Below are 23,726 nucleotides of genomic sequence, written 5' to 3'. Positions count from 1 at the left end.
ATAAGAAGGCTTGGACCCGACAACGGCAAGAGCGATGACCCAGGACAAGAGCAGCACGACGCATTTCGGAAACCGTGAAGTTCCCGAAGAAGATAAGGCCGGGCTGGTGCAGGGGGTCTTTACCTCGGTGGCCTCGCGCTATGATGTCATGAACGACGTGATGTCGGTGGGCGTGCATCGCCTGTGGAAAGACGCGATGATGGACTGGCTGGCCCCGCGCGACGGCCAGCGCCTGCTGGATGTGGCCGGCGGCACCGGCGACATCGCCTTCCGGTTCCTGAAACGCGCCCCCGAGGCGCAGGTGACGGTGCTGGACCTGACCGCCTCGATGCTGGAGGCCGGGCGTCAGCGCGCCGAGGCCGAGGCCCTGTCGGATCGGCTGGACTGGATCGTCGGCGACGCCATGGCCCTGCCCTTCGCCGACAACACCTTCGACCGCTACACGATCAGTTTCGGCATCCGCAACGTCACCCGCGTGCAGGACGCCCTGAACGAAGCCTTCCGCGTGCTGCGTCCCGGCGGCCGCCTGATGGTGCTGGAGTTCAGCCAATTGCCGAACCCGGCGATGCAATGGGCCTATGACCGTTATTCCTACAACGTCATCCCGCAGATGGGGCAGGTCATCGCGCAGGACCGTGACAGCTATCAGTACCTCGTGGAATCGATCCGCAAGTTCCCCGATCAGGAAACCTTTGCGGGCATGATCCGCACCGCCGGGTTCGATCAGGTGAAATTCCGCAATCTGTCGATGGGCATCGCGGCCCTCCATTCGGGTTGGAAACTGTAAGTGCGCGGGCCTCACAACTTCTGGCGGCTGATCCGCACCGGCGCCACTTTCGAACGCACCGGCGCCATGAGCGTGGTTCTGGATGCCTTCCGGGCCCCGGCCAGCCTGCGCATGGCGGCGCGGGTGCTGGGCTGGCCCTTCGCGCCGCTGGGGCTGAAGGGCGACATGTCGATGCCCCCGGCGACGCGGGCGCTGACCGCGCTGGGACCGGCCTACATCAAGTTCGGGCAAGTGCTGTCGACGCGCCCCGATGTGGTGGGCGACGATCTGGCGCGGCAATTGTCGGTACTGCAGGACAAACTGCCACCGTTCTCGGTGGAGGAAGCCAAGGCCGAGGTCGCGCGCGAGCTTGAGATCGATGTCGATGAGGTGTTTTCCGAGTTCAGCGCCCCGGTGGCCGCGGCCTCAATCGCGCAGGTCCATATGGCACGACTGGCCTCGACCGGCGAGAAAGTGGCCATCAAGGTGCTGCGTCCGGGTATCGAGAAAGCGTTCCGCAAGGACATCGACGCCTTCTACCTGACCGCCAGCCTGATCGAGACGCTGTCCCCGGCCTCGCGCCGTCTGCGGCCCAACGATGTCATTACCCATTTCGAAGGCGTGGTGATGGGCGAGCTGGACTTGCGGCTGGAGGCCTCGGCAGCGGCGGAGTTTGCCGCGACCACTGCCAATGACGAAGGCTTCGTGGTGCCCCGGGTGCATTGGGGTCTGTCCGGGCGCCGGGTGATGACGATGGATTGGGCCGAAGGGGTTGCCGCCAGCGATCTGGCCGCCATCGACGCCGCGGGCCACGACAAGTCGGATCTTGCGGCGCGGATCTTGCAGGGGTTTCTGAAACAGGCCCTGCGCGACGGCTATTTCCATGCCGACATGCATCAGGGCAACCTGAAGATCTCTGCCGAGGGCGAGATCATCGCGCTAGATTTCGGGATCATGGGGCGGATCGACGAATACACGCGCCGGGTCTATGCCGAGATCCTCTACGGGTTCATCCGCAAGGATTATCACCGCGTCGCCGAGGTGCATTTCGAAGCCGGCTACGTGCCCGCCGACCGCGACATCGACGAATTCGCGCGCGCCCTGCGTGCCGTGGGGGAGCCGATCTTCGGCATGGATGCCACGCGCATTTCCATGGCACGGCTGCTGAACTACCTGTTCGAAGTGACCGAGAAATTCGGCATGGAAACCCGGACCGAACTGATCCTGCTGCAGCGCACCATGGTTGTGGTCGAAGGCGTGGCCCGGTCGCTGGACCCGCATATCAACATCTGGGACGTGGCCCACCCGGTCGTCGAGGATTACATCAAGAAAAGCATCGGCCCGCGCGCGGCGGTGCGCGATCTGGTGCGGACCGGGCAGGTGCTGGCGCGGTTCGGTCCCCGGTTGCCGGGGCTGGTCGAGAAGATTCTGGTGGAACAGATGCACCCGCCCCAGGTGCCGGTGCCGGTGCCGCTGCGGACGAAACTCAACTGGGCGGCGCTTGGCGCTGGCGGCATGGCGCTGGTGGCGGTCGTTGTGGCTTCGCTGGGGTGAAGTGGGCTGCCCGGCTGTGCAGCGTGCGCGGATATTCGCATGCCCCGGACACGTCAGGGCCGGAACAGACTTTCCCAGTGCAGGATTTCGGCCTGTGCCGATCCCGCCCCGCCCGGCGTCAGGACTGACCGGCTAGACCAGTTGTGCAAGCTGCGCCTGCTCGACCGCCAGGGCCTCCATGTAGTCGGTGTCACCTCGCTGGGCGCGCCACAGGCAATGGCCGATCATCTGCACATGCAGGGCAGGGGCCAGATCGCGATAGCGTTGCGCCGTTTCGGCTGATCCATAGGCCGACAGCACCCGGCCCGGCGCCAAGGGGGCTTTCCCGGCGCCATAGATCCGATGCATGGCCGGGGACAGCGTAATGGACAGGTCAAGACAGGGGTCGCCGCGCCCGATGCATTGCCAGTCGATCAACCGGGGACCGGACCGGGTGGACAGGATATTGGCGCGCACCGGATCGCCGTGAAGCAGCACATCCCCGCGCGCGGGAACGCGCAGCGAGGCTTTGATCCGCGCCAATCGCGTGTTGGACCACCCCGCATCCAGAAGATGGCCAAGGCCGATCCGCACCAGGGCGGCCACGAACAACGGACGCCGGTTCCGCACGACATTCGGACGAAGGCGGGTGTGATGCAGCGCGCGCAGAAGTCGGCCCACGTCTTCGGGCCGCAGATCGGTCCCGGTCTCGGGAAGGAAGGGGTAGAGCAGGCAGCTTTCCCGGCCCCAGGGGATCAGCGCTTGAAAGGCCGCCGAAAAGCGAGCCCCCAAAGCCGTCATCGCCAGCGCTTCCAGGCGCGGGTCCACGGGAAACAGCGGACTGGAGCAGCCGGGGTCGGTCAGTTTGCAGACAATTCCATGCGGTGCGCCCCTGCGAACGGTTCCCGGTGCCGAGACCAGGAACACTCGGCTGACGCGCCCGCCGTGTAAAACCCGCCACCGGGCGTTGTGCGGCACATGTCCCATGCGACCCAGGGACTGGCGCAGGGCCAACGGTATGCGCCCGATGATCGAGTTTGCCTGCAACACCCGCCGTGGCCTCACCCCATGGCGCCCTGTCGGGCGCGTGTTCGGCGATGCCTTACGGGGTTCGCGCCACGGAAACAACAGACGGTCCTATTTCTGGCGGAGTGCCGCGACGCTGCCCACGCTCACCGCGCCCCCGTGCTGCAATACGATCTCGGGCCCGTTGCGCCCGTTGCGCACTTCCTGAACGGTTGAAAAGCTGGTCACCGGCAAGGATTGCGCGGCCCCGTCGGCGGTCGTGGCCTCGACATGCAGCCGGTAGGTGCCGGTCAGCAGCGGGTTGCCGCCCGGCGAGACCCCATCCCAGGAATACGGCGGCGTCTGGTTCAGAACTGAGCGTCGATGAAGCTCCTGGCCCGAGGCCGAGGACACCACAAGTTCGGCCGACTTCAGGCCGGGTGGCGGATCGAAGTGCAACGCGACAGGCGTGCCGTCGAAATGCACGGGCGCATCGGTGCGGGCGCTCATCCCGACCCATCCGGCATAATTCTCCATCCCCGACAGGCCACCGCCCGACAGGCCGCGCAGCAGTTCGTTGGTCTGGACCTGCTGTTCGACCCCGGAGAAGGTGGCCAGTTGCACCGCGTAATCCGTCGAGTCCATGGGGTTGAGCGGATCCTGGTTCTGGATCTGTGCCGTAAGCATCGTCAGGAAGGTGTCGAAGTCCGAGCTGATGGCCGCGGATTGACCGCCGCTTCCGGCAGCGGCCGGAACCGGCGCGGTCGTCGAGGGAATGGATGAGATCATTGGAGCCTCACAGTCTCATGTTCAGGCGCAGTTCGGTGAAATTGGCCTCTGAAAGTTGCACGATCGTGGCCGGGTCCACGGCCTCTGACGCGATGTTGGCCATCCCGGCGCCGGTATCTTCGGCCGGGACATCGGACGGGGGTTGCCGGGATGATTGTCCGAAGGAAAAGTTCACGTCCGCGAACCCGGCGGCGTTCAGATCTTCTTGTAGTTGTTCGATGTTCCGGCGCAACAGGTCGAGCGTTTCCGAGCGCTCCGACTGGATATTGACCTGCAATCCGGTGTCGCTGGCCTGCAGGACAAGGCGAACACGCCCAAGTTCCTCGGGCGAAAGCGCAATGTCGATGCTGCCGTCCGCCGTCATGCGGATCGCATCGGTGATCTGCGCCAGGACCGGCGCGGCAGGCGCGCGCGCTGGGCCCTGCGTCAAAGCCAGACCCGCCGCCGTTTGAGTGGACCGCGCTTCCGGAATACCGGATCCAACCCCCTCTGGCAGGGCGACCGCTTCGACCAACTCGGCCTCAGCGCCAGTCTGCGGCGCAAAATCAGGCATCTGGATCACGGGCGCAGTCGGCAGGCCGTGTGCGACCAGTGCCGCCGTTGCGCGTGGCCCCATGGGCGGGTTTGGAACCTGATCGAAAGCTTGCGGAGACCACGCCGCAACCTCGGCCCGTGAGGGAGAATCTTTTCCCACTCCCAGTCGCGCGGGTTCTAGGTGTGCGGCCATCCAGGCGTTTTCGGGCAAGCCGACCGCGGGCCCGAACGGAGGAAAAACACTCTCAGGGCGCGCCTGAACTGAAGGATCCACCGGAAGATCTGCCGGGTCGGACCCCGAAGGCCCGGTGCCGACTGGAGCCTGTATTGTTGTGGACATCGTCTTATCGGCTGTCGTGACCCGCAACTGGGGGTCCGTTTCCGCGGGCCGACCTGCGGCTGATGGCGTCGACAGGCGTTCCGGGAATGTATTCGCAACCGGCGTGTCCTGCGATCCCACTTCAGGCGTTGTGGTGTTGTCCCCTGTGTCTTCCGTCAACAGTTCGATCTGCGCCTGCGGCAAGGGTGTGTCCGGGGTCGCCGGCGCATCGTCCCCAGAGATCATGAAGTCCGCGAAATCACGGCTGTTGCGCGCCTGCCCTCCAGGCGAGTCCGGTGTGGCACCGTGAGACTCGGGCAGTTTTCGAGAAACAGCAGCAGGGCTGGAATCCGCGATCATGGGCATTTGTGCACTCCGTTTCCCGCAGATTGCGACGGCAGGGCTTACCACTTCTTTACCGCGATCGGGAAAGTCTGGCCGCAATCCCTACAATTGGAGATTTCAGGATGACCACACCGCCAGCCATGACGCATGGCACTCCCCCCGACATCACGACGCGGCAGCACGCTGCGCTGCACAAGGCGGCGCAACAGCTTGAGGCGCAATTCCTTGCGGAGATGTTGAAATCTACCAGTGCTGGCACGGATGAGAGTGCATTTGGCGGCGGCTCGGGCGAAGAACAATTCCAGTCCTTCCTGCACCAGGCCCAGGCTGACCGTATGGTTGCCGGTGGCGGAATCGGACTGGCCGAATCGATCTTCACCGCGCTGACGCGGGGGGTCGGAGGATGAGCCAGACACCCGCCACTGACATTCACGCCCTCCTCGACGCCGAATTCGAGGCGGTCAGACAGGGAAACTTCGGACAACTTGATGCAATTTTGTCCGAGAAATCCAGGTTGCTGGAAGACGCTGCCGCCAGCCCGGTGTCTGCGCAGGATCTGGGCCGCTTGCAGGAAAAGGCGGCGCGCAACCAGGCCGCCTTGAAGGCATCGGGAGAGGGGATTCGAAGTGTTCTACAGCGTCTTGCGGATATTCGAGGATTGCAGGGCGGCGCCGATTTCTATGCCTCGGACGGCCGCCGCAAGACGGTGCCGCCGCATATCCGTGGGACGCGCGCCTGAAGCGTAGAGCAGTCAATTCAAGTTTTAGGCTTTCAGGTCAGCCGTTTAGGGAAGTCTTAGGCCCTGTCGACCTAGGGTCCTCTTGCGCTCCGGACGGGGCGGCGCGGGGGCAGATACATCCGCATCAGTCAGAACGACGGCCATGGCCGCACAGAGGTGCGGTTGGGACAAACGGGCGCAAAAGCGCCGTAGTAGAGGATTGAAAACCATGTCCAGCATTCTGACCAACACCAGCGCCATGATCGCGCTGCAAACCCTCAAGGGCGTCAACTCGAGCCTTGAGAAGACTCAAGGAGAGATCTCCACCGGCAAGACCGTGGCAACCGCCAAGGACAATTCCGCAATCTGGGCAATCTCGAAAGTGATGGAATCGGATGTGACCGGCTTCAAGGCAATCTCCGACAGTCTGGCATTGGGCGAGTCCACCGTCGCGGTGGCCCAGCAGGCGGCCGAAACCATCACCGATCTGCTTGGCAAGATGAAGGAAAAGATCGTTGCCGCCACCGGTGACAACGTCGACCGGACCAAGCTGAACGCCGATGTGACCGCGCTGAAGGAACAGATCGCCTCGGTGGTCGGTGCCGCTCAGTTCAACGGGCTCAACCTTGTCGATGGGTCTACCGCCAGCACCAATGTCCTGTCCTCGCTGGACCGTGACGCATCGGGCAACGTAACGCCCTCCTATATCGCGGTGGCAGCGCAGGATCTGTCGACCACCGGCTATGTTGCGGCCAACGTCTTCACCGTGGCCAACGGCTATGCCTCGACCGCCGGCGATGCGGCGTCCATGTCGCTGGATGTCGGCGGCGGCAGCGACAACGATCAGCTGACCATCTCGGCCGCAGGACTTGCTGCCGGCGACACCCTGTCGGTGCGCGTGGGCACCGAAACCGCTTCCTACACGGTGACGGCCGCCGATCTGGCCGCGACCTCGTCGGCGGATGTTATCGCCACCGCGATGAAGACTGAAATCGAAGCCCTGGGCAATGCCAACCTGACGGTGGACTACGACACCTCCAACCCCGGGGAACTGGACTTCACCAACACCGGCACCGGGACCATCTCGATCTCGGCCAGCTATACCAACGCCGGCTCGGGATCGCTGGCGGCCTTGCAGTCGCTGGACGTGACCAGTCTGGCCAACGCCCAGACCGCGCTTGGCACGATCGAGACGCTGACCGACACGGCGATCGACGCAGCGGCGGCCTTTGGCTCCGACGCGGCGCAGATCGAGATTCAGGCTGACTTCGTGTCCAAGCTGACCGACTCCCTGAAGGCCGGGATCGGGTCGATGGTTGATGCCGATATGGAAGAGGCGTCGGCACGACTGCAGGCGCTTCAGGTTCAGCAGCAACTGGGGATTCAGGCCCTGTCGATCGCCAATCAGGCGCCGCAGAACGTCCTGTCGCTCTTCCGCTGATCCAAAGAACCGGTTCGGTGGCGCTGACGGGGCGCCACCGATATCCACACCCGGCTGAATGCCGGCCCGAGATTCCATGTCATCGGAAGGATTTGACGTGAACGCATTGAATATGGCCCGAACGGCCTACAACCCGGTCACTACCCCTCTTCGCACACCCCGCACCACCGAATACGAAGCCTTCGCGCGTGTCACACGCCAACTTCGCAAGGCCCGAGATGGCAAAGACAATAACCTGTCCTTGCTGGCCAGCGCCCTCCATGAAAACCGCACAATGTGGAACTTTTTTGCCGCCAGCGTTGCCGATGCGGCAAACGAACTGCCAAGCCAGTTGCGGGCCCAAATTTTCTATCTTGCCGAATTCACGACCGTGCACTCCCGCCGCGCGCTCAAGGGACAGGCCGACATCGATGCCCTGATCGACATCAACACCGCCATGATGAAAGGCCTGCGCCAGGAGGAGACCCCGACATGACCGGACTTGTCCTGAAGCTGGGACCGCGGGAACGGATCCTGATCAACGGCGCCGTCATCGAGAATGGTGATCGGCGCAGTCGGCTCAACATCATCACGCCGCATGCCAACATTCTCAGGCTCAAGGACGCCATTCATCCCCATGAGGTCAACACGCCGGTGCGACGGGTGTGCTATGTGGCGCAACTGGTTCTGTCCGGGGATGCGGAAGAGGCCGAAGCAACCCGCCAATTGCAAACCGGGATTACCCAGTTGCTTGCCGTGCTGCAGGATCGCGACAGTCAAGAAAATCTTCAGCTGGCGTTGGCTTCGGTCAAAGATGGGAATTTCTACCGGGTCCTGAAGCTGCTGCGTGGGGTGCTTCCCCGTGAAGCGCAACTGCTGCAACTGCAAGCCGCGCCGTGACCTTCCAACCCATCCTCCCTCATGGCGGCCTGGGCGGCTGGCGGTTTCTGCAACGGACCATGGATCGCCAACAAGCCCTGCAACAGGCCGACCCGGCACTGCAACGCGCCGAGGCGCGCTTTCGTCACAAGATCTCTGAGGTGCAGACTGCTGCCGATCTGGTCCAGGATCGCGCGCTTCGCTCGGTTGCCCTGCAAGCCTTCGGACTTGGCGACGACGTGGACAACGTCTTTTTCATTCAGAAAGTTCTGGAGGGCGGCACGCTGGCACGCGACAGCCTCGCCAACCGCTTGAGTGATCCGCGCTACGCCGCGCTGGCCGACGCCTTTGGATTTGGCAATCTGGGCCGCCCAAGGACCCAAATTCCGGGGTTTGCCGACGAAATCCTGGATGCTTTCCGTCAGCAGGGCTTTGAAACTGCCATTGGCGAAAAAAACGCGGATCTCAGGCTGGCGCTCGGACTGGAGAGGGAATTGGGGTCTGTCCTTGATCGCGCAAAGGGAAATGATGCCCGGTGGTTTTCGCTGATGGGATCGCCGCCGCTGCGGCGTGTGTTTGAAACGGCGCTGAACTTGCCTTCCAGTCTCGGTCGGATGGACGTCGATCGGCAATTGGATCTGTTCAAGTCTCGTGCGGAACAGGTATTTGGCTCCTCGGTACTGGGAGACTTCTCCGATGCCAACCGGCTGGACGACCTGCGAACACGGTTTCTGCTGGTTGGAGAGGCCAATGGCACAGCGATAGCCTCATCCCCGGCCCTGACCCTTCTCTCCAACGCCAGCGGGCGCGCTTCTGCCGCACAGATCCTGCAGGTATTGGGGTCAGGATGAGCTTTGGCCTCACGCCGTTGCCAGGATTCTCTCCAGCATCCTGAAGTCGTCGGCGGTCGTCATGCCGGTCCCCTGGCCCACGAAGTCGTCCAGCAAAGGCCATAGCCGTATCGCCCGGTCGATCTCCTTGTCGTGACCGCTTTCGTAGAGCCCCGAGCGGATCATCAACTCGGAATCGCTGTATTGGCTCAAGGCCCTTCGCGCCTCGGCCATGACAGCATTTTCTGAGTCTGACGCGCAATCCGGCAAGGATCGGGACACTGACCGCAGGACATTCACGGCCGGAAAGCGACCACGTTCGGCAATGCCGCGATCCAGCACGACGTGACCGTCCAGAACCCCGCGCAATGTATCCGCGATCAGCCCGTCCATGTTTGAGCCGGCCACGAGGACGCTCATGATGGCGGTGATATCGCCGGCATCGCCTGCCCCCGGGCCTGCACGTTCGGCCAATTGCGAGATTTCCTGAACCACAGAGGGGGGAAAGCCATCCAGACCGGGCGTCGCCCCGCGCGACAGCGCGATATCACGATGCGCCTCGGCGAGGCGCGTCACCGAGTCCACCAACAGAAGGACATGACGGCCCTGGTCCCGGAAGAACTCGGCGGTGGTCATGGCCGCATGCGCGCAACGCTGGCGCGCCGACGCCGGTTGATCCGCCGTTGCCGCAAAGACAACCGCCCGCTTCAGCCCATCGTTCCCCAGCGCATGGTCCACGAAGTGGTTGAGCTCGCGACCGCGCTCCCCAATCAGCGCGACGACGACAAGATCGGCTTCGACTTGCCGCGCCAGATCCGCCAGAAGCGTCGATTTTCCGACCCCGGATCCGGCAAACAGGCCGATACGCTGACCCTTGGCCAGCGGCAGAAACGTGTTGAAGACCGCGTGGCCGGTTTCCAGCCTTGGCCCGAAGCCACGACGGCTGGTGGCGGCCGGAGGGGTGGCCCGAATGGCGCGCTCCTGAGCGCCCTGCCGGACGGGCCGTTGGTCCAGGGCTTGGCCAAAGGGGTCCAGAACGCGCCCGATCCAGCTGTCATCGGGTGCAAAGACATCCCGGCCCAGGTGTAGCACCCGGTCACCTTCGCAGATCCCCTTGGTCAGGCCGCGTGGAACGACATCGAGAAACCCGCCGGCCATTGCCTCGACATCGCCGAGCAGACGCAGCCCGCCCCCGCCCGAAACCTCGACGACATCGCCTTGGGCCGCGACCCGACGCAGCCCCGAAACCCGCAGCCGCGCAGGCGAAACCTCGCGGACGATGCCGATGTCATAGGTGGTCTTCAGCCGATCGATCGAGTCGTTCAGGGCGGTCATCATGGCAACGCGCATTTCAGTTCTCTTTTTGTTCCACAACCCTTTCTAAACGAATCGCAGTTAATCCAAGGTTGAAGCTGATCGAGGAAGAAGTCCCGATGTTCAATGGTTTAGACTTGTTTAACCTTGCGTCCAACAAGGCCTCGCATGCGGGAATGCAGCAGGCCATGATCGCCCGGAACGTGGCGAATGCAGACACCCCCGGCTACAAGGCCGCGGCGCTGGAGCCGTTCTCGATCCAGGGACGCTCCACCCCTGCCCGGCTGGCCATGGCGCAAAGCCGTCCCGGACATCAGGCCGCTCCGGCCGATTTCAATCGGACCGCGTTCCGCACCGAAGCGCGGGATGGCGACGCGGCCCCGAACGGCAACACGGTATCCCTGGAAACCGAGATGCTGGAAGCCGCGCGCGTGAAGCAGGATCACGATCTGGCGCTGGCGGCCTATCGCGGCGGGATGACGCTGCTGCGCACTGTGCTCGGACGGGCGGGGTAGGCGGCCATGGGTGATTTTCTGGACAGTTTCTCGATTGCGGCCAGTGGCATGCGGGCGCAGGCCAAACGGTTGCGCCATGTGGCCGAAAACATCGCCAACGCGGACACGCCGGGCTATCGCCGCAAATCCATCCCGTTTCATGCAGCAGCAGCCGACTCCCGCGGCGAAGTCAGAACCGGCCGGGTGCAGCTTGATCCCGCCGAGCTCTCCCTGATCCACGATCCGACCCATCCGATGGCCGATGGCACTGGCCACTACCAGGGCTCCAACGTGAACTCGATTCTCGAAATTGCGGATTCGCGCGAAGCGCAGCGCAGCTACGAGGCCAACCTCAAGATGTTTGACCAGACGCGGAAAATGTCGGGCGCCCTGCTCGATCTTCTGCGGAGATAAGGAGATCCAGAATGGTTCCCATTTCAACAATTGCCACAGAGGCATATGCCAAGGCGCGCCCGGCCACACGACCCGATGCGCTTCAGGGCTCGGGCGAAGCGCTGGCCGCGCAGGCCATCGGGAGTTTTGCCGATCAGATGGCCCAGGCGGAAACCGCCGCACAGCAGACCCTGACCGGCAGCGCCGATGCCCAGAACCTCGTGGAAGCGCTGGCCCAGACCCAGCTTGCCGTCGAAACCGCCGTGGCGGTGCGCGACAAGGTGGTGGCGGCCTACCAGGAAATCCTGCGGATGCCGATCTGACATGACCGAAGGTCTTTTCTACGACACGTTGCGACAGGGGCTGCTGGTGGCCGTCACGATCTCGCTGCCCATCCTCACGGTGGCGCTGCTGGCTGGCGTTGCGGTGGGGCTGTTCCAGGCGCTGACCTCGATCCAGGAAATGACCCTGACCTTTGTGCCCAAGCTGCTCGCCATCCTGCTCGTGTTCTGGGTGAGCATGAGTTTCATGACCGAGACGCTTCAGGATTTCTTTCGCAACGCCCTGATCCCTCTCATCGCCGGAGCCTGACATGGACAACGCCGCCTATGCCACACTGACCCGCCAGACCGGGTTGCGCAGCGAATTGCACACGCTCGCCCACAATGTGGCCAATGTCTCGACCGTGGGATTCCAACGCGAAGCCCTGATCTTCTCCGAATACGTGGAGCGGGTCGGAGACACCGGCGAAGGCCTGTCAATGGCCGCCGCCCGCGCCCGGCTCACCGACCGCAGCCAGGGCCAGCTGGTCCAGACCGGCGGGCAGTTCGATCTGGCGATCGAAGGCGAAGGTTACTTCCTTGTCGACACGCCCGACGGAGAGCAGTTGACCCGGAGCGGAAGCTTCGCACCAAACGCTGCTGGGGAATTGGTCGCCCCGGACGGTGCCCGGCTTCTGGATTCCGGGCGCGCGGCCGTGTTCATCCCCGATGGGGTGAAGACCGTGCACATCGCGCCCGATGGCAGCCTCAGTGTCGACGGTGCCCCGCTGGGCGAGATCGGGCTGTTTGTGCCCGATGATCCGGTGAAGATGAACCGCGCGGCCGGCTCCCGGTTCTCGGTCGATGGCGACATTGTCGAACAGCCCGAGCCGCGAATGGCCCAGGGCTATCTTGAGCAGTCCAATGTCGATCCGGTGCTTGAAATCTCGCGCCTGATCGAAGTGCAGCGGGCCTATGAAACCGGCCGGAACTTTCTGAATGCCGAAGATGACCGCATCCGCAATGTCATCCGCACCTTGTCGAGTTAAGGAGTACCCCCCCATGCGCGCCCTGAAAATCGCCGCCACCGGCATGACCGCCCAGCAGATGCGGGTCGAGGTGATCTCGAACAACCTCGCCAACATGAGCACCACGGCCTACAACACGCGCCGGGCCGAGTTCTCGGATCTGCATTACCAGCAGATGCAACGCCCCGGCGCGATCAGCTCGTCGGACGGTACGGTCCTGCCCACCGGCATCCAGCTGGGCCTTGGCGTGACGCCGACGGCGGTCTCGGTACATCTGGAGCAAGGTGCGCTGACCCAGACCAACGGAGATCTGGACATTGCCATCGAGGGCAGCGGCTATCTGGAAATCACCCTGCCGGACGGCGGTGCGGCCTACACCCGTGACGGCGGGTTGCGACGGTCAGCTGAAGGGCAGATCGTGACCGCCGATGGCTATCCGGTGGTGCCGGACATCACGATCCCCGATGACGCCCGTTCGATCTCGATCAACGCCGATGGCGAGGTCTACGCCTATTTCACCGATCAGGTGGACGCGCAGGTCCTGGGACAGTTCACGCTGGCGGGCTTCACAAATCCGCGCGGGCTGGAGGCCTTGGGCGGCAACCTGTTCCAGGAAACCGAGGCTTCTGGACCCGCCACCGTGAGCGATCCCGGCACCGACGGGCTGGGCACCCTGCGCCAGGGCTACCTTGAGAATTCCACGGTCGACGCCGTGCGCGAGGTGACAGAGCTGATCGAGGCACAGCGCGCCTACGAGTTGAACGCGAAAGTCATCACCGCGTCGGATCAGATGATGTCCACAACCTCGCAGATCCGGTGATCGGGATGCGTGCGCTTCTGCCGATTACCTTGCTGGCCGTGGCCAGTCCCACTCTCGCCGACACGCTGGTCGCCGCCCGGACCTTGCGCGGCCAGACCGTGATCAGCGAGATGGATCTGATGTACGGACCGGATCAGCCTGGCGCCCTGCGCGAAGCCTCTCAGGCCATCGGTATGGAAACGCGGGTCAATATCTACGAAGGGCGGCCGATCCGGGCGTCGGACCTGCAACCGGCGGCGGTGGTGGCGCGCAACCAGATCGTGCCCCTGAACTACATCTATTCCGGCCTTGTCATCGCCACCGAGGCGCGCGCGCTGGAGCGCGGCGGGATTGGGGCCCGCATCCGCGTCATGAACCTTGAATCCCGCAACACCGTGACCGGCACCGTCATGCCCGACGGCAGCGTCACCGTGGCCCCGCGCGGCAACTAGCGAAGGAGATCCCCATGCGCAGCATCGCACTCTTGATGATCCTCGGCAGTCTGGGCGCCTGCGCGCGCCTGGATCACGTGGGCAAGCGACCCGATTTCAGTCCGACCGACACCGGGCGCGAGCATCTGGCCATGTCGGTCCAGGGCCTGCCCCGGACCCTGGAAAAACAGCGGGCCGTGGACCAGGCGTCGCTGTGGAGCGGGGCGCGGAACTCGCTTCTGGGCGATCTGCGGGCCAGCGAGCAGGGCGATATCCTGACCGTGGTGATCGAGTTCGACGAGAAAGCCGAGATCTCCAATTCGACCTCCCGGTCCCGGTCGGCGGGGGAGTCCATGAAGGTGCCGCAGTTCCTCGGCCTGCCGCAGCGGATCGACAAGAACCTGCCCGAAGGCGCCAGCATGGCCGACGCGGTGTCGGTGAAATCCGGCAGCGAATCGGATGGCGACGGATCGGTGCGCCGCAAGGAGAAGCTTGAATTGAAGGTGGCCGCCACGATCACGGATGTCCTGCCCAACGGTGTGTTGCGCATCCAGGGCTCCCAGGAAGTCCGGGTAAACTACGAGCTGCGTGAACTTCTGGTGACCGGCTATGTGCGCCCCGAGGATATTTCCCGCAGCAACCAGATCACCTACGACAAGATCGCCTCGGCGCGGATTTCCTACGGCGGCCGCGGCCAGATCATGGATGTGCAGCAGCCACGCTACGGTCAGCAGATCGCCGACATCATCCTGCCGTTCTAGGGGGCGTCATGCGTAAACTCATCCCCGTGATCCTGGCCCTGACCGCGCTTGGGGGCGGTCTGGCCACCGGCTATTTCGCCAGGGCTGCCCTGTCGCCATCCGAATCCAATGCGGCTGATGCCTGCCCGGAGGAGACGTCGGATTGCGACGACCCAAAGGGGCACGACGAGGTCGCCGCGCTGCCCACGGAATATGTCAAATTCGCCAACCAGTTCATCGTCCCGCTCATCGAGGGTGACGGGATCTCGGCGATGGTAGTCCTGTCGCTGAGCGTCGAGGTCTCGGAAGGATCCAAGGAGACCATCTATAACCGGGAGCCGAAGTTGCGCGATGCCTTCCTGCGCGTGCTGTTCGACCATGCCAATGCCGGCGGCTTCGAAGGCAACTTCCTGAGCAGTGCCGGGCTGGACGGGTTGCGCATGGCGCTGCGCGAGATCGGCCAGAAAACCGCGGGCCCCATCGTGCAGGACGTTCTGATCATCGATCTGGTCAAGCAGAAGGTCTGAGATCAGGGCGTCCGCTTTTTCAACTCCCGGGCAATTTCGAACCTTGCGGTGGCGCGGTTGGACGCGGGCATTTGCTCCGCGATTTCGGCGCGCAGGCTGGCGAGATCGGAGTTTCGCGCCAGAAGCTGGGCATCGCGCCACAACCGCGCCCGCTCCCATCCGCCGGAGAACACGAACTCATCCAGCTTCAGGGGCTCCGGACAGGAGGTTCGCAGGCCAGCGATTTCCGCCTCGATCTGGCTGCGCCGGGCCGTGAGCCGAGCCATCTTCGTATCCTCGTGCAGTTTGCGCAGCCGTGCGAGCGTCACCAATTGATCCAGCTTGGGGTCGGTCATGTCGTCTTGCGCCGCAATTTGCGCATCCGGTCGGCAAAACGGATGGCCGCCGCGACGGCTTTGTAGTGATCCGGTGCGATTTCCTGTCCGATTTCGGTTGTGGCATGCAGGGCGCGCGCGGTCGGGGGATCGCGGTGCAAGGGCACGCCGGCGCCGCGCGCGGTTTCGCGGATACGGGCGGCGACCTCGTCCACACCCTTGGCCACACAGACCGGCGCGCCGCGGTTGGTCCGATCCCATTGCAGCGCCACGGCATAGTGCTGCGGGTTGACGATCACCACATCCGCCTTGGGCACCTCAGCCATCATCCGGTTGGTGGCGATGTCATAGCCCTTCTGGCGCCGCTGCTGCTTCATCTGCGGATCGCCTTCGGTCTGCTTGGCCTCGTCGGTCATTTCCTTGTGCGACATCCGGTGCTTGCGCAGGTGTTCGGCCCGCTGCCACAGGTAGTCCAGCCCGCCGATCGTTACCGTGACGGCCAGAACCACGGCCAGGAATTCCAGCGCCATGCGCGCCATTTCAACAGTGACGGGCCGGGGGCCGAGGTACAGCGTGGTAATCATCGTCTCCAGCCGAGAGGACAGGTAGAGGCCAAGCAGGGCCGAGATCACCAGCAGTTTCACGAAGCTCTTGGTGAATTCGAACAGCCCGCTGCGGCCGAACTTGTTCTTCATCGACGCCAGCGGCGAGATCCGGTTCAGTTTTGGCGTCAGTTTCGACGGTGTGACCAGAAAGCTGCGCAGGGCAAACGTGGTGGTCAACACCAGCGCTGCGGGCAGCAGGAACAGTGGTGCCACCGCCAGCCCGAAGCGCGCCATCAGGCCACCGGCAAGGGCCTGGCCGCCGTCTGACAACAACTGCGCCGACAGGCTGTCGGCGCGATCCAGCAGGACCATCAGCACGGTGCCGCCATTGGTGGCGATCCACGGCCCGAGGAGGGTCAGCGCCAGCAGGGATCCTGCGTAGGACGCCGCCGTCAGCAGATCGGCAGAGCGCGGGATTTCTCCCTTCTTGCGGGCATCGTCCAGCTTCTTCGGGGATGGGTCATATGGCTTGTCGCCGGGGGAGTCCTGATCGCTCACGGCAGCACCTCGAAGGGGGCAGCGAGGCGCAGGTTGAGCAGGCGGAGCCAGACGTCCAGCAGCCGGGGCGCTGTCAGCAGGAGCAGGCCCAGACCCCCCGCCGTAATGGCCGGGGCGCCGACGAAGGCGACCATCAGTTGCGGCATGGCACGGTTGATGACCCCCAAAGCGAGGTTGTAGATCAGCGAGGCGATCAGGAAGGGCGCGGCAAAGGAAAACGCCGTGCCAAAAAGCTCGGCCACCCGCGCCACCGCGAATCGCGACAGGTCCGCCGCCAGGGGCACCGTTCCGGCGGGCAGGGTGTCATAGGAGCGGACCAGCGCTTCGGTGATCCGCAGGTGCAGGCCTGCCGTGGCGGCCAGGGCCAGTCCGCCAAGGGTCAGCAGCCGCGCCATGGCCGGTTGCGGGTCTATCCCTCCGCCCCCCAGCAGTTGCGACAGCGAAGTGGCCTGCGCGGCCATGGTTCCGGCCACATGCAGCGCCCAGACCAGAGCGCGGATCGAGAACCCCAGGGTGAGGCCGGACAGGGTTTCGGTCAGCGTCAGGTGCAGAAGGCCGGGCAGTCCGACGGCGGGCAAGGACAGGTCGGGACTGACGATCGGGACGATGATGACCGTGAACGCGCCTGCTGTCGCCAGCCGCAGGCGCACCGGAACCGTCTGCTCTCCGAAGGCCGGCAGGAACATCATGGCGGAGCCTACGCGCAGGAAAACCGCCCAGCCGCTCCACAGCCATGGGCCGCCGAGGCCGGCCATGGCCTGAAGGATGTCGTTCACGCGGGCACCACGCCCAGGATGGCGGGGCGCGCGTCGACCCCCAGTTCCTCGAACGACAGCACGGGCAGGCGCAAGCCACGGGCCGCAACCACGGTTTTCAGGAACCGCCGGCGCCGGGTCGAGGTGACCAGGGCGGGCAGCGTCGCATCCCCGCTGCTGCGGGCATAGCGGTCGGCGATGGCCATTGACAGCCGGTTGAATTCTTCGGCCGGTAGCGCCACTTCGGGCAGCGGGCGGTCGGTTTCGATCTGGTAGCGCTGGAAGGCGTCTTCCCATTCCGGCGCCAGCTGCAGGACCGGCAGCGTGCCATCTTCGCGGCGGTACTCGGCCACCAACTGGAACCCCAGTCGCTGGCGCACATGTTCGCAGACCGCTTCGGGCATGCCGTGCAGGGGGCGGGCTTCGGTGATGGCATCAAGGATCAGCGGCAGGTTGCGGATCGAGACGCGTTCCTCTAGCAGCAGCCGCAGCACCGCCAGCAGCAATTCCTGCGGAACCTTGTCGGGGATCAACTCGTCCAGCAGGCGACGGTTCGCCTCGGCCCGTTCCGGATCGCTGAGCCGGGTCATCTCGTCGAGCAGGCGGCGCAGCGCCTTCTGGGTCATCAACTGCGCGAGGTTGGCCTTGATGACCTCCAGCAGGTGGGTGGCCAGAACCTCGGGCGCCGAGACCACTGTCGCACCTTCGATCGCCATGCGATCGCGGTCGGCGGGGTCGATCCAGCGGGCCGGGGCGCCATAGACAGGTTCTTTCACGTCACGACCGGGGATGTCGGGTGGGTCTCCGTCGGGCAACAAGGCGAGAACCCGGTCGCTGGCCAGGCGGTCGCGCACCCGTTCCACCCCCTGGATGCGGATGGCATAGGAGCCTTCGGGCAGGGCGCCGCTGTCGGTCAGGCGGATCTCGGGCAACAACAGGCCAAAGGTCTCGGCGACATGCATCCGCATCGAGGTGATCCGCGCCTCCAGACCGGTGGCAGGGTCAAGAATCATCGGCACCAGATCCGGAGCGAATTCCACGTGGATGTCATCGAGGTCCAGCAGGTCGCCGATGGAGGTCTTGGGCGCGGTTTCCGCCGCCGAGGCCAGCTCCTGCGCGGTGGCGCGCTGGGCGGCGCGCTGATCCTCTTTCCAAGCGTAATAGGCTGCGGCGCCAAGGCCGAGCGCGCCCAGCAAGAACGGGACCAGGGGAAGGCCCGGCACCAGCGCGAACAGGGCCATCAGCAGCCCCACGGTTCCCAGCGCCGCCGGATAGCGGCCCAATTGAGTAAAAATGGCCAGATCGGTGGTGCCGGTGGTGCCGCCGCGGGCCAGCAGCAAGGCCGAGGCGATGGAGATGATGACGGCCGGGATCTGCGTCACAAGGCCATCGCCGACGGTCAGGATGGCATAGGTCTTGGCGGCCTCGCTGAATGCCATGCCATGGATCACCGTCCCCATGACCAGCCCCATCACCATGTTCAGAAGGGTGATGAGCAGCCCGGCGACAGCATCGCCCTTGACGAATTTCGATGCCCCGTCGAGCGAGCCGAAGAAGGTCGTTTCCGCCTGTTCGCGGGCGCGGCGTTCCTTGGCTTCCTCGTGCGAGATGGAACCCGCGGCGATATCGCTGTCGATGGCCAGTTGCTTGCCCGGCATCCCGTCCAGCGCGAAGCGGGCGCCGACCTCGGCCATGCGGGCGGCACCCTTGGTGATGACCATGAAATTGACGATCAGCAGCACGCAGAAGACCACGACACCCAGGAACACGCTGCCGCCCATGATGAAACTGGCAAAGCCGTTTATGACCCCGCCGGCGGCATGGGTGCCGGAATGGCCCTGACCGATGATGAGCTTGGTCGAAGACACGTTCAGCGACAGCCGCAGCATCAGCGAGGCCAGCAGGATCGTCGGAAAGGCCGAGAAATCCAGCGGTTTCTCGATGAACAGGGTGACGGTAAAAATCAGGATCGCCAGTGAGAACGAGCCCGCCAGCCCGATGTCCAGCACCCAGGCCGGCATCGGCAGGATCATCATCACGATGATCGCCATCAGGGCCAGCGCCATCAGGATCGTGGGCTGAAACAGGGTATGGGCGTCGATCTTCGGCATCAGCGGCTCCACAACGCGCGGGCGGTGCGATCGGCGAACAACCCGCCGCGCACCACCGCCACGTCGGGCACCAGCGATCCCATGGTCGCGGCGGGCGCCCCCGCTTGCAGCAGGGGAAAGCGGTTGACGCGCGCGATCATCTCGTCACTGGCAGGCAAGGGGGTCTGTGGATCCATTGGACCAAGACGCGCCAGATGACGGGTGAAGATCTTGCGATAGCGGTCGGCGTGCATCTTGGTGCGGGAATGATAATGCCCCGCTGCCACCGTCCAGTCGCCGCTTTCGGCATAGAGCGTGGCCAGAAACTGCGCGGCGTAGAGAGCATTACGATCCGGCTCCAGCATCTCAGACAGTGAGGCGAAGGCATCGCCGTGCCAGCGATAGTTCACCTGGAAACAGCCGACATCGAAACTGGGCTGTCCGTTGTGCAGGCTGCGTTCGGCCCGGGCCAGGGCGGCCTCGGGGGCATCGAAGAAAAACCCCTCGCCCGCGATGTTCAATGTCCAGGGCCAGGGACCGAAATTGCCGGCCTGCTTGCGCCCGGTTTCGGTCAGCGAGATCGCCAGCAGCACCTGGACCGGCACCCCGGTGGCGCGCGCGGCCTTGTGCGCAGCGCGTTCGCACAGGTCCGGCGGAGGCGCATCGGCCCGGCGCGCTGCTGCCGCATGGGCCGAACCGATGCACATCACCAAAAGAATCAAACTGGTTAACTTGCGTTTCACGCCACACTCCGCCGCAGTTCATGCCGACCCGACAAGCATGTGACAGCCGAGGCTTGAGAATTCGTTATCTCGCCCGCCTGACGCCCGGATTCGGTGTGGAATTCACGACTCAGCGAAAATGCGACGGGGAAAAGGCTTCGTGGGATCCACCTGCGGGCGTATAGTTTCCCCATAGTCATGCGAAGGCCGACGAACAGGCCGAAGGGGGGACGATGTCGAACATTGCTGGCAAGGCCTATGCAATGAACGTGGTGACGCCGAGCAAACCGCGGGTCACCTGGCTCAACCGGTTGATCTTCATGGTGGCACGCGGGGTGCCGAAGGTGCTGAGCGGGCTTCTGGGCCTGTCGCTGATCCATTTCGCGCGCTGGATCATCATCAAGCGCGATCAGTGGCCGGATCTGGGGCAGGGCAAGCAGGATCTCCAGAACGATTATGTTCTGTTCTGTTCGAACTTCAACGGCACATGGGACCAGTACATCGACGCGTTCTCTGACGGGATTCCCAACGGTCTGAACCTGTTCTGGTATTCGGCCACCAAGTATCCGCAGTCGATCCCGGTGACTTCGTTCAAGAATTACATCACCTATAATCAGGTCTTCAACGACTACTATTACAACGCCACGCCCGGATCGGCGCAGCGCGACGTGAAATGCGCCATGCGGGTCTATCAGGCGATCGAGGATCTGGCCGACGCCCATGCCCGCCAGACGCCCGAGGAATTCGCCAAGACCTACAAGGCGCAGCTTCTGAAGGTGCAGGGATGCCTGGGCGATCCCGGTCTTGGCCCCGTCGCCTCGATTGATACCGAACGTGCGGACACCAACCGCGCGCCCTTTGTTCACAAGCTGTCGACCCTGTTCGACAGCCAGCGCACGTAAGGAGGGGTCCGATGCCGACATTCGACACTGGCCACCTGTTCCTGACATTCCTGTCGCCAATCAAGCAGGGCTCCACCAGCGATCCCACGGGCGCCATCGTTTCCCACGAACAGCTTGTCCGGGCGACGCTGGGGCTGTTGCCCACGGCGCTGCAATCGCCGGCCACGCAGAAGATCGGGGAAAACAGCCCCTTCGCGCGCAACCGCATGACCCATCTGTGCCGGATGTTCGTGCTGGAGGACGCGGTCTATAACGGCCGCAACCCGGTAGACGCGATTTGCGAGTCTCTGCAGGGCAGGGATCCGATCAACCCGCAACGCGTGGATCGCCTGAACTGCGCCTACCTGGTGTTCTGCGCCGATGTCGACGCGGTGATGGACGAAGGCGAATCCCTGCCCGAAACGCTGGACGCGGCCCAGCAGGCGCGGGCGCGCGACGCCTATCTGCGCAAGCTCTGGACCACGATGGAGCCGGAACTGCGCCTGATCTACGGCAACTGCACTGGCTTTGACGGGGTGGATTCCGCGGCCAGCTTTGCGGCCTATATGGCCAAATGCCAGATCGACACCACCATGCCCTTCAACGACTACTGGATCTCGCAGCCCGCGTTGAGCAACCTGCCCACCAAGCCGATGCTGGTTGCGGCGGCGGTCCCCGCGGTGGTCGCTTTGCTGGGGCTGATCGGCGGCATCTTCGGCATGGAGAAGATGTTCCTGCTGGGCTGGCTGACCGGGTGGGGCGCCTGGGGCAGCTTCTTCTGGGGCGCGGTTGTGACCGCCGGTGTGGTCTACGGGCTGTACCGCTACGTGCTGGCCAACGGGCAGAAACCGATGCCGCCGGCCAAATACGGCGATCTGCCATCGGTGCTGAAATCGCTGTACCTGCAACAGCATTTCGCGAATTTCGTCATCGACCAGCAGGGCCGGGATGCCGACACGCTGCACGCCGATTTCGATGACTTCCTGAAACAGCATCGCCCCGGCAACAAGATGGCGCCCAGCCAGGCGCCCGGCGTGATTTCCATCAACGCCGCCGGCGGCGTGATAGAGGGATAAGGGGGCCAAGATGACTCGCATTCTTAATCTGGACGACATCCAGGGCAACGTCACCCGTGCCTACGGGCGCTTTTCCTTCCCCTTTGCGCGCTACTTCTTCCTGCACATCGAAACCCCCGAGGCAGGCCGGAAGTTCGTCGATGCCGCGCGCCGGCGGGTCACCACCGCGACGCGCTGGACCGAGGGCACGAAGCCGCCGGTCACCTTCAACATCGGGTTCACCTTCACCGGGCTCTATCTGATGGGGCTGCCGACGCGCACCCTGCAGGGCATGCCCGAGGCGTTCATCGACGGCATGAAGGCGCGGGCCTTCATTCTGGGCGACCGCGACGTGACCAAGACCGAGGAAGACGCCGGCAACTGGTGCGCCAAATGGGATCCGATCTGGCGCGACAACCGGATGCGGGGCGTCGGCGGCAAGAACGACGTACACATCTGGATCTCGATGAACGCGCAACTGGCCGAACCGGGGACCGATACACCGGTGCCCGAACTGGAAGAACAGACCGACTGGCTGCGTGGGCTGTGCGATGACCTGGACCAGAAGGTCTGGATCATGAAAACCAACGGTCAGAACGGCGGTGAGGAATACCAGGCGGCCTCGGCCGTGTTCGACACGCTGGGCGACAAGAAGATCCCCACCCCGAAAGAGCATTTCGGGATCACCGACGGCATCGGCGATCCGGTGTTCGAAGGCCAGTATCCGGAGGACAAGGAAAAGGTCGCCGTCATCGGACGCGGCAAGTGGATGAATGAAAAGGACGGCTGGCAACCGCTGGCCACCGGCGAATTCATCCTCGGCCATCCCGACGAAAGCCAGGAACTGCCGCCCACGGCACAGCCACCGAACTTCATGCACAACGGCACCTTCATGGTGTACCGCAAGCTGCACGAGAACGTCTCGACCTTCGCCGAAGTGGTGGGCGAAGAGGCCAAGACCTATGCCGCGACCATGGGCGTGGGTGAAGACGAGGCGCGCGAGACCCTGATCGCCAAGATGGTCGGGCGCTGGTCCGACGGCGTGCCGCTGGCGCGCGTGCCGACCTATGACGCCTGGCGGGCTTTCCGAAAGGAAAAGGGGTTCGAGGATCCCGATCCGCTGAAGGCGCTTGGCGCCATGCGGGCCTATCTATCGTCCACGGAAGTGTCGAACTTCCGCTACGCCGACGACCTGGAAGGGTTCAAATGTCCCAACGGGGCGCACCTGCGGCGGGTGAACACACGCGACTACCTTGATCCGCTGAACACGCCGGGCAGCAAGAACCCCAAGGCCACCACCCAGCTCAACAAGCGCCGGCGCATCCTGCGGCGGGGTCTGCCCTATGGCCCGGACCATCCCGGCGGGATGACCGACGAGACCGAGCAGGGCGTCGCCTTCATGGCGATTGGCGCGTCGATCTTCCGGCAGTTCGAATTCGTGCAACAGCAGTGGATTCAATACGGGCTGGACTTCAACCAGGGCAACAACACCTGCCCGCTGCTGGGCAGCCACGACATTCACAAGCGGCACAGCATCCCGTCCGATCCCGCCAGCGGCAAGCCGCCCTATTATATGAGCAAGCTCAAGACCTTCGTGGAAACGCGCGGCGGCGACTATTTCTTCATCCCGTCGCTGACGGCGCTGCACATGATGGCGCTTGGCATCGTCGATCCGACCTGAG

General features: G+C 64.1%; 29 protein-coding genes. 20 read left to right on the top strand and 9 right to left on the bottom strand.

Annotated features, from left to right (window positions below; all coding sequences use genetic code 11):
• Window positions 1-34 precede the first annotated feature (34 nt).
• Both ubiE and ubiB read left to right on the top strand, forming a co-directional pair.
• A complete protein-coding gene (ubiE, locus tag AB0T83_RS04170) occupies window positions 35-787 on the top strand; it encodes a bifunctional demethylmenaquinone methyltransferase/2-methoxy-6-polyprenyl-1,4-benzoquinol methylase UbiE (protein WP_193140361.1) in 753 nt (250 codons plus the stop codon).
• Window positions 788-2,320 (top strand): 2-polyprenylphenol 6-hydroxylase, encoded by a 1,533-nt coding sequence (ubiB, locus tag AB0T83_RS04165; RefSeq protein ID WP_366191787.1) that lies wholly within the window; start codon window positions 788-790, stop codon window positions 2,318-2,320.
• A 132-nt stretch (window positions 2,321-2,452) separates the two neighbouring features.
• Here ubiB and AB0T83_RS04160 read toward each other — a convergent pair whose 3' ends face one another.
• The 3 genes from AB0T83_RS04160 to AB0T83_RS04150 all read right to left on the bottom strand — a co-directional run bounded on the left by AB0T83_RS04160 (window position 2,453) and on the right by AB0T83_RS04150 (window position 5,312).
• Window positions 2,453-3,127, bottom strand: coding sequence for a phosphotransferase (locus AB0T83_RS04160; protein WP_366191786.1), 675 nt, complete (start codon window positions 3,125-3,127; stop codon window positions 2,453-2,455).
• A gap of 309 nt (window positions 3,128-3,436) precedes the next feature.
• Entirely contained in the window at window positions 3,437-4,093 is a 657-nt protein-coding gene (locus AB0T83_RS04155) for a flagellar hook capping FlgD N-terminal domain-containing protein (RefSeq protein ID WP_366191785.1), read from the bottom strand.
• A 7-nt stretch (window positions 4,094-4,100) separates the two neighbouring features.
• Window positions 4,101-5,312: a flagellar hook-length control protein FliK gene (locus AB0T83_RS04150; protein ID WP_366191784.1), complete on the bottom strand. Its 1,212-nt coding sequence runs from the start codon at window positions 5,310-5,312 to the stop codon at window positions 4,101-4,103.
• 101 nt (window positions 5,313-5,413) lie between these two features.
• Between AB0T83_RS04150 and AB0T83_RS04145 the strand changes: the two genes are divergently transcribed.
• From AB0T83_RS04145 to AB0T83_RS04120, 6 genes are all read left to right on the top strand, one after another.
• Window positions 5,414-5,698, top strand: a complete 285-nt coding sequence (locus AB0T83_RS04145) for a rod-binding protein (protein ID WP_366191783.1) — start codon at window positions 5,414-5,416, stop codon at window positions 5,696-5,698.
• Window positions 5,695-6,030, top strand: a complete 336-nt coding sequence (locus tag AB0T83_RS04140; RefSeq protein ID WP_366191782.1) for a hypothetical protein — start codon at window positions 5,695-5,697, stop codon at window positions 6,028-6,030. Before AB0T83_RS04145 ends, AB0T83_RS04140 begins: the two co-directional genes overlap by 4 nt.
• 208 nt (window positions 6,031-6,238) lie before the next feature.
• Entirely contained in the window at window positions 6,239-7,450 is a 1,212-nt protein-coding gene (locus AB0T83_RS04135) for a flagellin N-terminal helical domain-containing protein (RefSeq protein WP_366191781.1), read from the top strand.
• A gap of 76 nt (window positions 7,451-7,526) precedes the next feature.
• Complete coding sequence (gene flaF / locus AB0T83_RS04130; RefSeq protein WP_366191780.1) at window positions 7,527-7,925, top strand: flagellar biosynthesis regulator FlaF; 399 nt, start codon at window positions 7,527-7,529, stop codon at window positions 7,923-7,925.
• Window positions 7,922-8,329 (top strand): flagellar biosynthesis repressor FlbT, encoded by a 408-nt coding sequence (gene flbT, locus AB0T83_RS04125; RefSeq protein ID WP_366191779.1) that lies wholly within the window; start codon window positions 7,922-7,924, stop codon window positions 8,327-8,329. The genes flaF and flbT overlap by 4 nt, the downstream gene beginning before the upstream one ends.
• A complete protein-coding gene (locus AB0T83_RS04120) occupies window positions 8,326-9,159 on the top strand; it encodes a DUF1217 domain-containing protein (RefSeq protein ID WP_366191778.1) in 834 nt (277 codons plus the stop codon). Before flbT ends, AB0T83_RS04120 begins: the two co-directional genes overlap by 4 nt.
• Before the next feature lie 9 nt (window positions 9,160-9,168).
• On the opposite strand, the gene AB0T83_RS04115 is transcribed toward AB0T83_RS04120, so the two are convergent.
• A complete protein-coding gene (locus AB0T83_RS04115; RefSeq protein WP_366191777.1) occupies window positions 9,169-10,488 on the bottom strand; it encodes a FliI/YscN family ATPase in 1,320 nt (439 codons plus the stop codon).
• A gap of 56 nt (window positions 10,489-10,544) precedes the next feature.
• On the opposite strand from AB0T83_RS04115, the gene AB0T83_RS04110 reads away from it, so the two are divergent.
• Genes AB0T83_RS04110 through AB0T83_RS04070 form a run of 9 tightly spaced genes read left to right on the top strand, consistent with a single transcriptional unit; the run spans window position 10,545 to window position 15,124 of the window.
• Window positions 10,545-10,967 (top strand): flagellar basal body protein, encoded by a 423-nt coding sequence (locus AB0T83_RS04110; protein ID WP_366191776.1) that lies wholly within the window; start codon window positions 10,545-10,547, stop codon window positions 10,965-10,967.
• Between the two features lie 6 nt (window positions 10,968-10,973).
• Window positions 10,974-11,360 carry a flagellar basal body rod protein FlgC gene (gene flgC / locus AB0T83_RS04105; RefSeq protein WP_366191775.1) on the top strand — a complete coding sequence of 129 codons (387 nt, stop codon included), beginning with the start codon at window positions 10,974-10,976 and terminating at the stop codon, window positions 11,358-11,360.
• Between the two features lie 11 nt (window positions 11,361-11,371).
• Complete coding sequence (fliE, locus tag AB0T83_RS04100; RefSeq protein WP_366191774.1) at window positions 11,372-11,662, top strand: flagellar hook-basal body complex protein FliE; 291 nt, start codon at window positions 11,372-11,374, stop codon at window positions 11,660-11,662.
• A 1-nt stretch (window position 11,663) separates the two neighbouring features.
• Window positions 11,664-11,930, top strand: a complete 267-nt coding sequence (locus AB0T83_RS04095) for a flagellar biosynthetic protein FliQ (protein ID WP_366191773.1) — start codon at window positions 11,664-11,666, stop codon at window positions 11,928-11,930.
• Between the two features lies 1 nt (window position 11,931).
• Window positions 11,932-12,648: a flagellar hook-basal body complex protein gene (locus AB0T83_RS04090; protein WP_366191772.1), complete on the top strand. Its 717-nt coding sequence runs from the start codon at window positions 11,932-11,934 to the stop codon at window positions 12,646-12,648.
• 13 nt (window positions 12,649-12,661) lie between these two features.
• Entirely contained in the window at window positions 12,662-13,447 is a 786-nt protein-coding gene (flgG, locus tag AB0T83_RS04085) for a flagellar basal-body rod protein FlgG (protein ID WP_366191771.1), read from the top strand.
• 5 nt (window positions 13,448-13,452) lie between these two features.
• The gene (gene flgA, locus AB0T83_RS04080; protein ID WP_366191770.1) at window positions 13,453-13,878 is read left to right on the top strand and encodes a flagellar basal body P-ring formation chaperone FlgA; all 426 of its coding nucleotides are present in this window, start codon (window positions 13,453-13,455) and stop codon (window positions 13,876-13,878) included.
• Between the two features lie 14 nt (window positions 13,879-13,892).
• Window positions 13,893-14,618, top strand: a complete 726-nt coding sequence (gene flgH / locus AB0T83_RS04075) for a flagellar basal body L-ring protein FlgH (protein WP_366191769.1) — start codon at window positions 13,893-13,895, stop codon at window positions 14,616-14,618.
• An 8-nt stretch (window positions 14,619-14,626) separates the two neighbouring features.
• Complete coding sequence (locus tag AB0T83_RS04070) at window positions 14,627-15,124, top strand: flagellar basal body-associated FliL family protein (protein ID WP_366191768.1); 498 nt, start codon at window positions 14,627-14,629, stop codon at window positions 15,122-15,124.
• Window positions 15,125-15,126: 2 nt separating this feature from the next.
• Here the strand turns inward: AB0T83_RS04070 and AB0T83_RS04065 are convergent, their stop codons facing one another.
• Genes AB0T83_RS04065 through AB0T83_RS04045 form a run of 5 tightly spaced genes read right to left on the bottom strand, consistent with a single transcriptional unit; the run spans window position 15,127 to window position 20,129 of the window.
• The gene (locus AB0T83_RS04065; protein WP_366191767.1) at window positions 15,127-15,459 is read right to left on the bottom strand and encodes a hypothetical protein; all 333 of its coding nucleotides are present in this window, start codon (window positions 15,457-15,459) and stop codon (window positions 15,127-15,129) included.
• The gene (flhB, locus tag AB0T83_RS04060; RefSeq protein WP_366191766.1) at window positions 15,456-16,541 is read right to left on the bottom strand and encodes a flagellar type III secretion system protein FlhB; all 1,086 of its coding nucleotides are present in this window, start codon (window positions 16,539-16,541) and stop codon (window positions 15,456-15,458) included. Before flhB ends, AB0T83_RS04065 begins: the two co-directional genes overlap by 4 nt.
• A complete protein-coding gene (locus AB0T83_RS04055) occupies window positions 16,538-17,317 on the bottom strand; it encodes a flagellar biosynthetic protein FliR (RefSeq protein ID WP_366191765.1) in 780 nt (259 codons plus the stop codon). Before AB0T83_RS04055 ends, flhB begins: the two co-directional genes overlap by 4 nt.
• Window positions 17,314-19,407, bottom strand: coding sequence for a flagellar biosynthesis protein FlhA (gene flhA / locus AB0T83_RS04050; protein ID WP_366191764.1), 2,094 nt, complete (start codon window positions 19,405-19,407; stop codon window positions 17,314-17,316). Before flhA ends, AB0T83_RS04055 begins: the two co-directional genes overlap by 4 nt.
• A complete protein-coding gene (locus AB0T83_RS04045) occupies window positions 19,407-20,129 on the bottom strand; it encodes a lysozyme family protein (protein WP_366191763.1) in 723 nt (240 codons plus the stop codon). The genes flhA and AB0T83_RS04045 overlap by 1 nt, the downstream gene beginning before the upstream one ends.
• A gap of 212 nt (window positions 20,130-20,341) precedes the next feature.
• Here AB0T83_RS04045 and AB0T83_RS04040 point away from each other — a divergent pair, with 212 nt between their 5' ends.
• Genes AB0T83_RS04040 through AB0T83_RS04030 form a run of 3 tightly spaced genes read left to right on the top strand, consistent with a single transcriptional unit; the run spans window position 20,342 to window position 23,725 of the window.
• Window positions 20,342-21,010: a hypothetical protein gene (locus tag AB0T83_RS04040; protein ID WP_366191762.1), complete on the top strand. Its 669-nt coding sequence runs from the start codon at window positions 20,342-20,344 to the stop codon at window positions 21,008-21,010.
• 11 nt (window positions 21,011-21,021) lie between these two features.
• Window positions 21,022-22,065 (top strand): hypothetical protein, encoded by a 1,044-nt coding sequence (locus AB0T83_RS04035; protein WP_366191761.1) that lies wholly within the window; start codon window positions 21,022-21,024, stop codon window positions 22,063-22,065.
• Window positions 22,066-22,075: 10 nt separating this feature from the next.
• Window positions 22,076-23,725 carry a Dyp-type peroxidase gene (locus tag AB0T83_RS04030; protein WP_366191760.1) on the top strand — a complete coding sequence of 550 codons (1,650 nt, stop codon included), beginning with the start codon at window positions 22,076-22,078 and terminating at the stop codon, window positions 23,723-23,725.
• Window position 23,726 lies beyond the last annotated feature (1 nt).

The organism is Meridianimarinicoccus marinus, from assembly GCF_040689105.1.
In the GTDB taxonomy this organism is placed as follows: domain Bacteria; phylum Pseudomonadota; class Alphaproteobacteria; order Rhodobacterales; family Rhodobacteraceae; genus Meridianimarinicoccus; species Meridianimarinicoccus marinus.
The sequence above is the reverse complement of the archived record's forward strand: the minus strand, read 5'-3'. Positions and strand labels throughout refer to the sequence as shown.

What these genes read in the sequence shown, in the direction of transcription:
- ubiE (WP_193140361.1), top strand. Translation starts at nt 35, where the DNA reads ATGACCCAGGACAAGAGCAGCACGACGCATTTCGGAAACCGTGAAGTT.
- AB0T83_RS04155 (WP_366191785.1), bottom strand. Translation starts at nt 4,093, where the DNA reads ATGATCTCATCCATTCCCTCGACGACCGCGCCGGTTCCGGCCGCTGCC.
- AB0T83_RS04150 (WP_366191784.1), bottom strand. Translation starts at nt 5,312, where the DNA reads ATGCCCATGATCGCGGATTCCAGCCCTGCTGCTGTTTCTCGAAAACTG.
- AB0T83_RS04145 (WP_366191783.1), top strand. Translation starts at nt 5,414, where the DNA reads ATGACCACACCGCCAGCCATGACGCATGGCACTCCCCCCGACATCACG.
- AB0T83_RS04140 (WP_366191782.1), top strand. Translation starts at nt 5,695, where the DNA reads ATGAGCCAGACACCCGCCACTGACATTCACGCCCTCCTCGACGCCGAA.
- AB0T83_RS04135 (WP_366191781.1), top strand. Translation starts at nt 6,239, where the DNA reads ATGTCCAGCATTCTGACCAACACCAGCGCCATGATCGCGCTGCAAACC.
- flaF (WP_366191780.1), top strand. Translation starts at nt 7,527, where the DNA reads ATGTCATCGGAAGGATTTGACGTGAACGCATTGAATATGGCCCGAACG.
- flbT (WP_366191779.1), top strand. Translation starts at nt 7,922, where the DNA reads ATGACCGGACTTGTCCTGAAGCTGGGACCGCGGGAACGGATCCTGATC.
- AB0T83_RS04115 (WP_366191777.1), bottom strand. Translation starts at nt 10,488, where the DNA reads ATGCGCGTTGCCATGATGACCGCCCTGAACGACTCGATCGATCGGCTG.
- flgC (WP_366191775.1), top strand. Translation starts at nt 10,974, where the DNA reads ATGGGTGATTTTCTGGACAGTTTCTCGATTGCGGCCAGTGGCATGCGG.
- fliE (WP_366191774.1), top strand. Translation starts at nt 11,372, where the DNA reads ATGGTTCCCATTTCAACAATTGCCACAGAGGCATATGCCAAGGCGCGC.
- AB0T83_RS04095 (WP_366191773.1), top strand. Translation starts at nt 11,664, where the DNA reads ATGACCGAAGGTCTTTTCTACGACACGTTGCGACAGGGGCTGCTGGTG.
- AB0T83_RS04090 (WP_366191772.1), top strand. Translation starts at nt 11,932, where the DNA reads ATGGACAACGCCGCCTATGCCACACTGACCCGCCAGACCGGGTTGCGC.
- flgG (WP_366191771.1), top strand. Translation starts at nt 12,662, where the DNA reads ATGCGCGCCCTGAAAATCGCCGCCACCGGCATGACCGCCCAGCAGATG.
- flgA (WP_366191770.1), top strand. Translation starts at nt 13,453, where the DNA reads ATGCGTGCGCTTCTGCCGATTACCTTGCTGGCCGTGGCCAGTCCCACT.
- flgH (WP_366191769.1), top strand. Translation starts at nt 13,893, where the DNA reads ATGCGCAGCATCGCACTCTTGATGATCCTCGGCAGTCTGGGCGCCTGC.
- AB0T83_RS04070 (WP_366191768.1), top strand. Translation starts at nt 14,627, where the DNA reads ATGCGTAAACTCATCCCCGTGATCCTGGCCCTGACCGCGCTTGGGGGC.
- AB0T83_RS04065 (WP_366191767.1), bottom strand. Translation starts at nt 15,459, where the DNA reads ATGACCGACCCCAAGCTGGATCAATTGGTGACGCTCGCACGGCTGCGC.
- flhA (WP_366191764.1), bottom strand. Translation starts at nt 19,407, where the DNA reads ATGCCGAAGATCGACGCCCATACCCTGTTTCAGCCCACGATCCTGATG.
- AB0T83_RS04040 (WP_366191762.1), top strand. Translation starts at nt 20,342, where the DNA reads ATGTCGAACATTGCTGGCAAGGCCTATGCAATGAACGTGGTGACGCCG.
- AB0T83_RS04035 (WP_366191761.1), top strand. Translation starts at nt 21,022, where the DNA reads ATGCCGACATTCGACACTGGCCACCTGTTCCTGACATTCCTGTCGCCA.
- AB0T83_RS04030 (WP_366191760.1), top strand. Translation starts at nt 22,076, where the DNA reads ATGACTCGCATTCTTAATCTGGACGACATCCAGGGCAACGTCACCCGT.